Source organism: Fischerella sp. JS2 (assembly GCF_032393985.1).
Lineage (GTDB): Bacteria > Cyanobacteriota > Cyanobacteriia > Cyanobacteriales > Nostocaceae > Fischerella.
The window spans coordinates 5,978,741-5,992,375 of record NZ_CP135918.1; the positions used below are offsets into that span (position 1 = coordinate 5,978,741).

Below are 13,635 nucleotides of genomic sequence, written 5' to 3' on the forward strand. Positions count from 1 at the left end.
GATTTGAACATGGTTCTACAGCAAGGGTTTGAACGCTTTGAGGATCGAGAACTCCGATCAGAACATCCAGTGCTATCAAAAGAACAATGGCGGAAAATATTAGCTTCTTTGGAATTTACAGACAGCGTTTTTATGAATCAGCCTGGTTCGGTTGCCGATTTAATTGGGTTTGATGTTTTCGTTGCTCAAGCACCAGCAACCGTGCAACGTTTTAAACCTAAACAGTTACGCGATTTCCTTGGGGAAAAACTGCCTGAGTATATGCTGCCTGCTGAATTTGTCCTTTTAGATGCTTTACCACTAACAGCTAATGGCAAAGTAGATCGTCGTGCTTTACCTGGGTTACAAGGTTTGCGATGTCTGACGACAAGCCGCTATGCGTCTACGCAAGTGAAAGCAGCTTATGTAATGCCTCAAACAGAAACAGAAAAAATCATTGCTAATATTTGGCAAGAAGTTTTGCAAATAGAGAAAGTCGGTATTAACGATAATTTTTTTGAACTGGGGGGAGATTCTCTACAAGTTACCCAAGTTGTCTCGCGGGTACATGAAAAATTCCAACTCAACGTACCCATGCAAAGTTTGCTGCAAACACCAACTCTCGCTAGTTTGGCAAAGTCCATTGACGAGATTAATATAACAGCTCAAATCCAAGCTCCCATCGACAAAGCATTAACTAATCGAGTGGAAATTGAGTTATGAAATCTATTCAAGAGTTTTTATCTTATATTAGTAATCTAGACATCAGACTTTGGTTAGATGGCGATCGCTTGCGGTGTAACGCCCCTCAAGAAGTACTGACACCCGTCCTGCAAGCACAAATAGCCGAACGCAAAGCTGAAATTATCCAGTTTCTCAAGCAAGTTAATTCTGCTGCTAGTTCAACTGTAGAAGCGATTCAAACAGTTCCACGGGACACAAATCTACCCTTGTCTTTTGGGCAACAAGGACTCTGGTTTATCGACCAATTGGAAGGCGGTAGTGCTGCTTACAATCAAATATTTGCTATACAAATTAAAGGATTGCTGAATGTAACTGTTTTGGAGCAAGCCCTAAACGAAATAGTACAGCGTCACGAAATTCTCCGCACTAGATTTAATAGTGTAGATGGGCAAGCCTTCTGTGCGATCGCTCCTCAACTGAATTTACAACTATCAGTAGTAGATTGGCAGCACTTGACTAAAACCAAGCAATGGCAAGAAGCCCAGGAGTTATCTGTAGCCGAATCTCAGCAGCCTTTCAACTTAGCACAGGGAATATTACTGCGAGTCACGTTGCTTAAATTCGCTTTAGAAGATAACTTATTGCTATTTACAATCCATCACGCGATCGCAGATGCTTGGTCGAGTGCGATCGTTATGCGAGAACTTGCCGCACTCTACGAAGCCTTTTGTGCAGGTCGGCCGTCGCCTTTGCCAGAGTTACCTATTTAGTATGCTGACTTCGCTAATTGGCAGCAACAAAAGTTGCACAAGTCAGGTTTTCAAACACAACTGAACTATTGGCAGCAAAAACTAAGTGGTACTCTCCCCATCTTACAATTACCAAGCGATCGCCCACGCCCAACCGTTCAATCTTTTCGAGGAGCCACTACTACCATCAAAATTGGGGTAGATGTCACTCAAAAGTTGAAAAAGCTCAGTCAGCAGGAAAAAGCCACTTTATTCATGACCCTGCTAGCGGCTTTTAAAACACTTCTTTACCGCTACACTAACCAAGAAGACATTTGTGTTGGTACTACCATTGCCAATCGCCATAACCGCGATTTGGAATCACTTATTGGTTGTTTTCTCAACACTCTTGTCATGCGTACCGACTTATCGGGTAATCCGTCTTTTCGAGAGTTGTTAGGACGAGTGCGAGATGTCGCTTGGGAAGCATTTAATCATCAAGATTTGCCTTTTGAACTTTTAGTAGCACAATTACAGCCAAAGCGGGATTTATGTCATACACCTCTGTTCCAGTCGATGTTTGTATTAGAAAATGCACCAGCAGAAGAAGTAAAAATTCCAGGAATAACTCTTAGCTTTTTAGAAATGCCAACAGCAACAGCTAAGTTTGATTTAACCTTATCAATGAGAGAAACTGAGCAAGGATTGTTGGCAAAATTTGAATACAATACTGATTTATTTGATGCTGCTACTATTAGTCGTATGGCAGCACATTTTGAGAATTTGCTGTTTGCGATCGCCACAAATCAAGAGCAACGTTTGGGAGAATTACCCCTGCTAAGTGCGGCTGAACGGCATCAATTATTGGTGGAATGGAATAACACAGAAGTAGAGTACCCAAAAAGCTGCATTCATCAGTTATTTTCAGCCCAGGTAGAACGCACACCCGATGCAGTAGCTGTGGTGTTTGCAGACCAAAAGTTGACCTATGCACAGTTGAATCAGCGTGCCAATCAACTAGCCCACTACTTGCAAAAACAAGGAGTCAAACCACAAACACTAATAGGCATCTGTGCAGAACGCTCGCTTTTAATGATAGTTGGAATATTGGGCATCCTCAAAGCCGGATGCGCTTACGTACCACTCGACCCAGACTACCCCCAACAACGACTGGCTTTGATGATAGAGGAAATCGATTCCCCAATCTTGTTAACACAACAGCATCTAGTCGAAAAACTCAGCCAACATCAAACACAAATCATTTGCCTAGACAGCGACTCCCAGCAAATAAAACTAGAAAGCCCACAAAACCCCAACATCAACGTTACCCCAGATGATTTAGTTTATGTCATTTACACCTCCGGCTCCACAGGCAAACCCAAAGGAGCAATCAACACTCATCAAGCCGTATGCAATCGCTTGTTGTGGATGCAAGATGCTTTGCAACTGACATCAAAAGACCGAGTTTTGCAAAAAACACCCTTTAGCTTTGATGTCTCAGTTTGGGAATTTTTCTGGCCGTTACTGACAGGAGCAAGTTTAGTTTTCGCCAAACCCAACGGTCATCGCGATAGTGCCTACTTGGTAGAACTGATAGCTGCTGAGCAAATTACCACAGTTCACTTTGTACCTTCAATGCTGCAAGTGTTTTTGAGCGAACCGAAATTAGAAAACTGTCACAGCCTCAAGCGAGTGATTTGTAGTGGTGAAGCTTTATCGTTTGAACTTCAGCAAAGATTTTTTGCTCGTGTTGATGCACAGTTATACAATCTTTACGGACCGACGGAAGCAGCGATTGATGTGACTTGGTGGCATTGTCAGCCAAATAGTAAGCAACGGATTGTGCCGATTGGTAGAGCGATCGCCAATACGCAAATCCATATCTTAGATAAAGATCTCCAACCAGTGCCAATTGGCGTGCCGGGTGAGTTGCACATTGGTGGAGTGGGACTGGCAAAGGGTTATTTGCATCGAGAAGATTTGACTGCCGAGAAGTTTATTGTTAATCCTTTTAAAGATGAGATTGCAACTAGTAGCGATCGCCTTTACAAAACTGGGGATAGAGCGCGCTATGCTGCTGATGGGACGATTGAGTATTTGGGGCGAATTGATTTTCAGGTGAAGATTCGGGGTTTGCGTATTGAGTTGGGAGAAGTTGAGGCGGTTTTAGCTCAATATCCACATGTGCGGGAAGTTGTAGTTGTCGCCAGTGAGGATGAGGTTGGTTGGTCGCGTTTGGTTGCTTATGTTGTTCCACACAAAAATAAGACACCAACAATTGCTCAACTGCGCCAGTTCTTAGAGTCGAAGCTACCTAACTACATGGTGCCAGCAGTTTTTGTGATGCTGGAGGCGTTGCCGTTGATGCCTAACGGTAAGCTGAACAGGCAAGCTTTGCCAGCACCGAATTTGGAACAATCCAAATTAGAAGGAACTTTTGTAGCACCTCAGACTGCGGCAGAGGAAGTGATTGCACGAATTTGGGGACAGGTTCTTGGTTTAAATGAGATAGGTATCCACGATAACTTCTTTGAGTTAAGTGGGCATTCGCTGATGGTAACTCAAGTAACTTCGCGATTGCGTCAAGTCTTCCAAGTAGAGTTACCTATACGTAACTTATTTGAATCACCTACAGTAGCAGGTTTGATTGATGCGATCGCAAAAATTTGGGGCGATCGTCAAGTTGTTGAAGAAATTGCACAAACTTGGCAGGAAGTGGAAAAAATCTCTATGGAGGAGGTAGAAACAATACTTTCAACACAAATCAACTAAGTATAAAAACTGAACTCACCTCAATCTAAGAACTGTCAGTAACTTTCAAAAATGAGTATGTCTACAGATGCAGGTAATTTTTCATCCGAGAAACAAGAGTTTTTTAAACTGCTACTCAATAAAAAGGGTATAAACTCTCAAAAAACCCAAGTAATTCCTAGAAAAAAAGTAGATACCTGTCAACTCTCTTTTGCCCAACATCGGCTATGGTTCATAGCTCAGTTAGAACCAGGCAATCCCTTCTACAACATACCTGCCGCAATTCGTTTGCAGGGTGAACTTAACCACCAGGCACTACACGAAAGCCTCAACGAAATACTGCGTCGTCACGAAGTCTTGCGAACAAATTTTAAGACAGTTGCAGGACAACCAATACAAGTCATCTCATCAGTCACAACTGTATCATTTCCGGTCGTTGACCTGAGTCAATTAGCTGGCGAACAACAACAAGCTCAAGTTAGACAACTAGCACAAACAGAAGCCCAACAGCCATTTAATCTGGAAACTGAGTTGATGATTCGGGCAAAGTTACTACGCCTGAACCAACACCAACATGTACTGTTGATCACATTCCACCACATAGCCTGTGATGGTTGGTCAATCGGTGTATTTGTATCTGAATTGTCTGCACTTTATCAAGCCTTTTGCAATCGGCAAGTTTCACCTTTGGCTGAACTACCAATTCAGTATGCAGACTTTGCAGCTTGGCAAAGACAGTGGCTGACAGCAGATGTACTCAATTCTCAGCTTGCTTACTGGCAAAAACAGCTAGCTGGAGCACCAGCAGTCCTAGAGTTAGCCACCGACTACCCAAGACTGGCAGTCCAAACTTTCCGGGGTGCTAACTATAGTTTCCAGATATCTCCACAACTGAGTGTTGCACTGCAAAACTTCAGTCAGCAACGAGACTGCACCTTGTTCATGACTTTGCTTGCAGCTTTTAAAACCCTGCTTCATCGCTACAGTGGCAGTGAAGATATTGTTGTTGGTTCGCCAATTGCTAACCGCAACCATGCACAAATAGAAGAGTTAATTGGCTTTTTTGTCAATACCTTAGTACTGCGAACCAAGCTCGAAAGCAATTTGACTTTTGAGGAGTTCTTAACTCAAGTACGTGAGGTTGCTTTAGAAGCATACGCACACCAAGATTTACCTTTTGAGTTGCTGGTGGAAAAATTGCAGCTAGAGCGCTCTTTAAGTCACACACCTCTATTTCAGGTGATGTTTGTGCTGCAAAATGCACCACACTCACAGCTAGAATTACCAGGTTTGAACTGGAGCGTTCTAGAAAGCGACAGCAGTACAGCTAAGTTTGATTTGACTTTGTTTGTCGAAGAGGTAAATTGTGGACTCAAAGCGACTTTTGAGTACAACACTGACTTGTTTGAGGTGGATACTATTGAGCGGATGGCAGGGCATTTGCAGACACTGTTGTCTGGAATAGTTGCTAATCCCCAGCAGCAGCTTTGGCAGTTACCACTGCTCACTGAGGCTGAGAAGGTGCAGTTCTTGGAATGGAATAACACAGAAGTAGAGTATCCAAACAGTTGCATTCATCAGTTATTTTCAGCCCAGGTAGAACGCACACCCGATGCAGTAGCTGTGGTGTTTGCAGACCAAAAGTTGACCTATGCACAGTTGAATCAGCGTGCCAATCAACTGGCGCATTATTTGCAAAAGCTGGATGTGAAGCCAGAAATGCCTATAGGTATCTATGTGGAGCCTTTCTTTGAGATGATAGTGGGGCTGTTAGGAATTCTCAAGGCTGGTGCTGCATATTTGCCACTTGACCCTGCTTATCCACAGCAACGGTTAGCTTTCATGTTATCTGATGCAGCTGTTCCAGTGGTATTAACTCGGCAGCAGTTAATCAAAAGACTTCCCGAACATCAAGCACGGGTAGTTTGCCTAGATACTGACTGGGATACTATTGCCCAAGAAAGCATAGAGAATCCCTTTAGTAATATAACAGCCGACAATCTCGCTTATGTCATCTACACCTCTGGTTCTACTGGCAAACCTAAAGGAGTTCTCGGACTTCATCGAGGCGCTGTCAATCGTTTTTATTGGATGTGGCAGACTTATCCGTTTACACAGGAAGAAGTTTGTTGTCAGAAAACATCCTTAAACTTTGTGGACTCAGTTTGGGAAATTTTTGGCCCTCTACTGCAAGGAGTGCAAACGGTAATTGTATCCGATGATGTTGTTAAGAATCCACAACAGTTTGTGGAAGCACTTGCCAGTAATCATGTTACAAGGTTGGTACTTGTTCCTTCATTGCTGCGCGTACTGTTAGATATTGACAGCGACTTGCAAAAGCGACTACCCAAATTGAAGTTTTGGGTAACTAGTGGAGAAGCTCTTTCTTTAGAACTTTCGCAGAAGTTTCGGCAGATTATGCCTAACAGTATCCTGTTAAATCTTTATGGTTCTTCAGAAGTATCTGCTGACGTTACTTGCTATGAGATGGGTACTGAAGATGAGACTTTGCGTGTTGCGATCGGTCGTCCTATTAACAATATGCAAGTCTACGTAATGGATAGAAACCTACAGCTTGTTCCTGTTGGCGTACTTGGCGATCTGTATGTTAGCGGTGCAGGATTGGCAAGAGGCTATCTCAATCAACCTGATTTGACAGCACAGCGATTTATCTCAAGTCTGTTTGAGAAGGCAGAAGGCAGGAGGCAGGAGGCAGAAGGATCGGGGGAAGCAGGGGGAGAATTATTAACTTCTAACTCCTTAGTCAGCACTCTTCCAATTCTGGAGGATAAAATAAAGCGTTTGTACAAAACAGGAGACTTAGTACGCTATCGAGCTGATGGTAACTTAGAATTCTTGGGGCGAGTTGACCATCAAGTTAAGCTACGTGGGTTCCGCATTGAATTGGGAGAGATTGAAGCGGTGTTAAGTCAACACCAAGGAGTGCAGGAAACTGTAGTCGTGGCTAAAACAGATGAACACAGTCAACAACAATTAGTGGCTTATGTTGTTCCTCAAGCAGAGCAGATAATAACTATTACTGAATTGCATCGCCTGCTAAAAGAGAAGCTTCCCGAATACATGATGCCAACAGCTTTTGTAATGTTAAAAGCTTTGCCATTACTGCCTAACGGCAAGGTAAACTATCATGCACTTCCCATACTAGAGGGTGTACGTCCCGAACTAGACCAAGAATTACAGCTTCCTCAAACTGAGATAGAACAAGCCATTGCTGAGATTTGGCGTGAGGTGCTTCATATTCAAGAAATAGGTATACATGATAATTTCTTTGAACTTGGTGGTCACTCACTACTATTGATTCAAGTTCATCACAAGTTACAACAAAGATTTCAACAAGATTTTTCTTTAGTTGAAATGTTTCGATATCCAACTATTAGTCACTTAAGAAAAGTTTTCAATCCAGAAGCAAACCCACAAATATCTTTGGGACAAAATCTTCGCCAATTTGAAACCAGAACTGTATCAATGCAGCGCCGTAAAGAAGTTAGACAAAAGCACAGAACAGCTAAACAAAAAGGGGAGAGTATTTAATATAGAAATTTTATTTAATAACTAAAAGTGAATTTTTAAGACCACAGAAGAAAGCAAAAATATTTTGGATGAAAATAACATGACATTAAGCCAACAAGAAATTTCCCAGCCAAATTACTTTGTTGAGAGCGAGCAAATATTGCATTATGGTATTGAGCAAAAGATAATGCAATTATTTAATACACCTAGTCAATCAACATCTGTAGAAAAAAATATGAATGAGTTGGTTGATAATTTATGTGATTATTTTTTAAGTGAAAATAATGCTAATACTGATATTGATTTAAACTCATTAAAAAATCAGTTTTATGATAGTGAAATACCTGAAAAACCAGCTGATTTTGAAAAATATCTTGAATATTTAAGTAATAATGTTATCGATCATTCAATACATACATCTTCGCCAAGATTTATTGGTCACATGACCTCGGCGCTCCCCTATTTTGTTAGACCTATTGCCAAACTTATGACGGCGATGAATCAAAACGCCGTTAAAATCGAGACTGCTAAAGCTCTCAGCTTTTATGAACGTCAGGCTCTAGCGATGATGCATCGTCAAATTTACAATTTTTCCGATCGCTTTTACGAGCAACATATTCAAAACAGTCAAAGTACGCTGGGAATATTGGTATCTGGTGGTACTACAGCAAATATTGCAGTGCTTTGGTGCGCTCGCAATGCAGCTTTGGGAGCTAAGGATGGTTTTTCTGGTGTAGAAAAGGAAGGTTTAACAGCAGCGCTCAATTTTTACGGCTACAAAGGAGCCGTAATCATTGGCTCAGAATTGATGCATTACTCTTTTGATAAAGCCGCAGACTTATTAGGTATAGGTCTTCGTAGTTTAATTAAAGTTCCGACTGACAGTAACAATCGAGTCAATTTGCGATCGCTACGTCAGGCTGTTGCAGAGTGTCAAGACCAGAATTTGTGTATTATTGCGATCGCTGGCATTGCTGGCACCACAGATTCTGGTGGGGTAGATTCGCTCTTAGATATTGCAGAAATAGCACATGAAGCTAATGTTCATTTTCATGTAGATGCTGCTTGGGGTGGGCCGTTGGTTTTTTCCAAACAACATCGCCATAAGCTTGCAGGTATCGAACTGGCTGATTCAGTCACCATTGACGGACACAAACAACTTTATCTGCCAATGGGTATTGGTATGGTTTTTATGCGCGAACCGCATACAGCAAAGGCAATTGAAAAACAAGCTAGCTATACCATGCGTAAGGGATCGTTCGATTTGGGCAAACGTGCTTTGGAAGGTTCTCGGCCAGGTATGGCTTTATTCTTACATGCGGGACTAAATCTAATAGGAACTAAGGGATATGAATTTTTGATTGATGAAGGAATTAGAAAAACTCAGTATCTGGCTAATCGTATTTGTGCAATGCCTGAGTTTGAATTGCTAGCAGAACCTGATACTAACCTAGTTATATATCGCTATATACCGGAGCAATTTCGAGAAATCGTTTCTCAAAAAAAGTTGACAGAAATTGATAATTTATTGATTAGTGAATTTAACCAAACTCTGCAAAAATTACAGCGTCAAGCTGGTCGTACTTTTATTTCCCGAACAACAAAAACAACCAACTGCATGAGTAAAGAAATTCCGATTATTGCTTTGCGTGCAGTTCTCGCTAACCCGTTGACAACTGAAAATGATATTGATGCAGTTTTGAACGACCAAATACAGATTGCATCAGAAATTTCTATATCTTGAAGAAGGCAGGAGGCAGGAGGCAGAGGGCACAAGTTATTGTTTTTAACTCTCTTAGCCTTTCCTGATTGAAGACTACCCTTACAGGTGGGAACTTATATCAATTGGTAATTCGTAATCGTAATTCGTAATTAAGAAAGTTTCGGCGTTTGACAGATAAAATACTTTCTTTCCTTCTGCCCTCTGCCCTCTGCCTCCTGCCTTCTAATAAATTTGCAAGTTAAGGTATAGGTTTATGAATTTGCATGACTTAAATAGCTCGTCTGGACAGGATGAAATAGCTGTCATTGGCATGGCCTGCCATTTTCCTGGTGCAAAAGATGTTGATAGTTTTTGGCACAATCTGCAAAATGGGGTAGAGTCAATTTCTTTTTTTACTGATGAAGAATTGGTGGCAGCAGGAATAAATCCGACTGTATTAAACGACCCTAGTTATGTTAAATCTGGCGGTGTATTGAAAGATATAGAATTATTTGATGCTGCTTTTTTTGGTTTTACTCCTCAAGAAGCGGAAATCACAGATCCCCAGCATCGCCTTTTTCTAGAGTGCGTTTGGGAAGCCTTAGAAAATGCCGGGTATAATTCCGAGATTTATCCCGGTCAAATAGGTCTTTTTGCTGGTGTTGCTCTTAGTTCTTACTTACTGACAAATATATTTTCTAATTTCTATGCTCATCGGGATTTATTGAAACCAGCAGAAACATTCAAAATTTTTATTGGCAATGATAAAGACCACTTGCCAACTCAAATTTCTTATAAATTAAACTTGAGAGGGCCAAGTGTTAATGTCCAAACAACTTGTTCTACATCTTTAGTTGCTGTTCATTTTGCATGTCAGAGTTTACTGAGTGGCGAAAGTGATATTGCTTTGGCAGGTGGTGTTTCAATTACAGTGCCACAAATAACTGGTTATTACTATGAACAAGGGGGAATTGTTTCACCAGATGGGCACTGTCGAGCCTTTGATGCAAACGCTGGGGGAACTGTTTTCGGCAATGGTTTGGGTGTGGTAGTACTGAAGCGATTAGAGGATGCTATCAGCGATCGCGATTATATTCATGCAGTTATTAAAGGTTCGGCAATTAATAATGATGGCTCTTTGAAAGTTGGTTATACAGCTCCAAGTATAGATGGACAAACAGCAGTGATTTCGGAAGCAATGGCTTTAGCTGGTGTCGATCCCGAAACTATTTCTTATGTCGAAACTCATGGTACTGGCACTTCCTTAGGAGATCCAATTGAAATTGCGGCTCTGACACAAGCTTTTGGTTCCAGCACCGATAAAAAGAATTTCTGTGCAATTGGTTCTGTAAAAACTAATGTTGGTCACTTAAATACAGCAGCAGGTGTGACTGGCTTAATCAAAACTGTTCAAGCTCTGAAATAGGCGTTGCTGAATAAAGGTATGTTTTAGGCAGGTAAGGGAACAGAACGATATTTGAGGTAGTGCAATAACAATCGAACAGAGTATCTCAGCATTTCCTCGGTTTTGGAATAACATAAAGTTTTACGATGAAGACGAGCCAAATAATGTCTAAGCCTTGTGTTTTCATTTTCGACTCGTGTCATGTAGGTCTTACTCACAATTTGGTCACCATCAGGAACAAAACAAGGGTAAACAGGGTATCCATCTGTGACGTAAAAATAACTCTGCCAACACTGGACAATGTTCCATAACTGTTGGAAAGTAGTCGAACTACGATCACCTAAAACCCAAGCAAGAATACCTTGAGTAAAGTGATTTACCGCCGTCCACAACCAGATTTTATTTTTTTTGAACCAATAAATGTTTCTAATTCATCTAGTTCTCCCACCTGCGGAATTTCCTTTGAATTTGGTGTATCCGCCAATTGTGTACCCACTCGTTTAACCCAATGAATAATGGTAGTATGATGAACGTTTTTCACCCTTTCAATTCCACGAAATCCCATACCATTGACGTACATTTTTAGGCATTCTTGTTTGATTTCATCCGAGTAGCCCCTGGGTGGTTTATAGACATCAATGAATTGACGACCACAATCACAGCAAATGTGATTCTGTTTACCTCTTTTCTTTCCATTCTTACGGTTATGACAAGATCCACAGCGTGGACATTCCATGATTAATTGACCTCAATTCATACCGCTATTATGCAACGCCCTGAAATACAAACAAATACCCCCCAGCTTAAACTTTGATCGCCCCAATGCCCAAATAGATTTTGCCAACAGTCCGTTTTACGTGAATACCACGCTATCAGAATGGAAGACTCACGGTATCCCTCGCCGCGCAGGAGTCAGTTCCTTTGGTATAGGAGGAACTAACGCCCATGTGATTCTGCAAGAAGCACCATTTGTAAGAGAGCAGAGGATCGTGGGTGCAGAGGTACAGGAGAGAGGATATCAGTTGTTGTGTATATCGGCTAAGACTGAGAATGCTCTTGAGCAGGTAACAGCTAATCTTGTAAACCATTTAAAAGAGCATCGCGAACTTAACTTGGCTGATGTTGCGTATACGCTCAATGTTGGTCGTCGGACTTTTGAGTATCGCCGGATGGTGGTTTGCCGTGACGTTGATGATGCGTTAAAGGCTTTGATTAGCTTAGATCCGCAACGAGTTTTTAATTACTACCAAAAATCTAGCAAGCGTCCAGTTATCTTTATGTTTTCTGGACAAGGCGCGCAATATGTAAATATGGCGCGGGAAATCTATGAGGTTGAACCAATATTTCGCCAACAGGTGGATATATGTGCAGATATTCTTAAACCTCACTTGGGGCTTGATTTACGTCAGCTAATTTATCCTAGCGAACAACAAATAGCAACAGCTTCAATGCAACTGCAACAAACAGCGATCGCTCAACCTGCACTATTTGTTATTGAGTATGCGATCGCCAAGTTATGCATGCAATGGGGAGTACGCCCCACTGCCATGATCGGTCACAGCATTGGTGAATATGTAGCTGCAACTTTAGCGGGCGTTTTCTCTTTGGAAGATGCTTTAGCTTTAGTCACAGCCAGGGGTGAAATGATGCAATTACTGCCCCTTGGAAGTATGCTTGCCGTGCCACTACCTGAAAAAGATGTACAACCCTTTTTGGACAAGGAACTCTCCGTTGCTGCAATTAACAGTCCATCCACCTGCGTAGTGTCGGGAAGAACAGAGGCTATAGAAGCGTTACAAACCTACTTAGGCTCTAAAGGTATAGATTCTCGCCTTTTGCATACATCTCATGCCTTTCATTCTCAGATGATGGAACCTGTCTTAGCATCGTTCCAAGAGCAAGTCAAAAAAGTTCGCTTAAAATCGCCTCAAATTCCTTTTATCTCTAACCTTACTGGCACTTGGATTAGAAATGATGAAGCTACAAATCCAAATTATTGGAGTCAGCATCTACGTTCTTGTGTCAGATTTTCCGATGGGATATTTGAGTTATTGAAACAGCCACAAGGAATTTTTTTAGAAATTGGGCCGGGACGAACATTAAGTACATTAACTAAACAACATTTAGCGCCGGATACAAACCAATTAGTACTCACTTCCTTACGCCATCCTCAAGAACAACAATCAGATATTACTTTTTTGTTAAATACATTAGGTCGCCTTTGGCTCGCAGGCATAGAAATAGATTGGTCTGAATTTTATAGCGATGAACAGTGTTACCGTGTTCCTTTGCCTACTTATCCTTTTGAACGTCAGCGTTATTGGATTGAAGCTAAATCGCTATTATTATCAGATGAAATAAATCCAATTTTTGATTCCAAAGAAATAGAGATAAAAGACTTATACTCACAGTACTCCAGACCAATTCTCGGTAATTCTTATATTGCTGCAACTGACGAATTGGAACAGCAAATTGCTCAGATTTGGCAAGAAGTTTTAGGAATTGAGCAAGTCGGTATTTATGACAATTTCTTTGACTTAGGAGGAGATTCTCTGATTGCTACTCAATTAGCTTCTCGCTTACAAGTAAATTTTCCTGTGGAATTACCACTGCGCGATCTTTTACTACAAGCTTTGACTGTTGCCAAGCAAGCAGAAATGATTGAAGCATTTATGATTGAGAAAATTGCTGAGTTATCTGAGGAAGAAGTGGAAGCGTTTTTGAATACTGTTCACGGTTAATTGTTTTTAAACGCAAAGGTTCGCGGAGGTTGGCGCAAAGGTACGCAGAGTTTTTTTGAGGATAATTGGAGTTTCAAAACAAAAAAATATTGTTTGATACCTAAATTCTGACTC

Annotated in this window: 3 protein-coding genes and 4 pseudogenes; 6 read left to right on the top strand and 1 reads right to left on the bottom strand. The window is 41.3% G+C overall.

Annotated features, from left to right (window positions below; translation table 11 throughout):
* The first annotated feature begins 9 nt into the window (after window positions 1-9).
* The 5 genes and pseudogenes from RS893_RS25640 to RS893_RS25665 form a co-directional block, all read left to right on the top strand.
* The gene (locus RS893_RS25640; protein ID WP_315788441.1) at window positions 10-702 is read left to right on the top strand and encodes a phosphopantetheine-binding protein; all 693 of its coding nucleotides are present in this window, start codon (window positions 10-12) and stop codon (window positions 700-702) included.
* Window positions 699-851, top strand: a pseudogene (locus tag RS893_RS30580) (hypothetical protein); the annotation flags it as partial. The gene RS893_RS25640 and the pseudogene RS893_RS30580, both read left to right, overlap by 4 nt.
* A 60-nt stretch (window positions 852-911) precedes the next feature.
* A pseudogene (locus RS893_RS30585) lies at window positions 912-7,595 on the top strand (amino acid adenylation domain-containing protein); the annotation flags it as partial.
* A 178-nt stretch (window positions 7,596-7,773) separates the two neighbouring features.
* Window positions 7,774-9,417 (top strand): pyridoxal-dependent aspartate 1-decarboxylase PanP, encoded by a 1,644-nt coding sequence (gene panP / locus RS893_RS25660; RefSeq protein ID WP_315788443.1) that lies wholly within the window; start codon window positions 7,774-7,776, stop codon window positions 9,415-9,417.
* A 232-nt stretch (window positions 9,418-9,649) separates the two neighbouring features.
* Window positions 9,650-10,798: pseudogene (locus tag RS893_RS25665) on the top strand (beta-ketoacyl synthase N-terminal-like domain-containing protein); the annotation flags it as partial.
* Window positions 10,799-10,824: 26 nt separating this feature from the next.
* Here the strand turns inward: RS893_RS25665 and RS893_RS25670 are convergent.
* Window positions 10,825-11,516 (bottom strand): IS1 family transposase gene (locus RS893_RS25670; protein WP_315784082.1). Its coding sequence is split into 2 segments (ribosomal slippage): window positions 10,825-11,192 and window positions 11,192-11,516, totalling 693 coding nucleotides; the frame shifts between segments, so codons are not numbered across the junction.
* Between the two features lie 37 nt (window positions 11,517-11,553).
* Here RS893_RS25670 and RS893_RS25675 point away from each other — a divergent pair.
* A pseudogene (locus RS893_RS25675) lies at window positions 11,554-13,521 on the top strand (acyltransferase domain-containing protein); the annotation flags it as partial.
* Window positions 13,522-13,635: the final 114 nt, after the last annotated feature.